This window comes from Bacillus sp. SIMBA_008, from assembly GCF_046535495.1.
Classification (GTDB): Bacteria; Bacillota; Bacilli; order Bacillales; family Bacillaceae; genus Bacillus; species Bacillus subtilis.
On sequence record NZ_JAWRWL010001334.1, the window covers coordinates 1 to 233 of the forward strand.

Genomic DNA, 233 nt, shown 5'->3' on the forward strand with positions numbered 1-233 from the left:
TGAGCTAGCTGTTTTTAGAACAGAAACTCATGGAACGTTAAAAATAGCTGTTGCATCAGTTATTGGTCAATATTGGCTTCCTCCTGTTTTGAAGAAGTTTGTACATAAATACCCTTCTGTGAAAATATCGCTGTTTACTGGCTGGAGTAGTGAAGTACAAAAGCAATTTTATGAAGGGGACGTTCATGTTGCTATATTGAGGGGAACACAAGAATATAAAGGTCAGAAGCAAC

Annotated in this window: 1 protein-coding gene; it reads left to right on the forward strand. The window is 37.3% G+C overall.

The genetic code is table 11. The features are described from left to right. On the forward strand, positions 1-233 hold a 233-nt coding region (locus tag SB658_RS27780), incomplete at both ends, for a substrate-binding domain-containing protein (protein WP_410603810.1).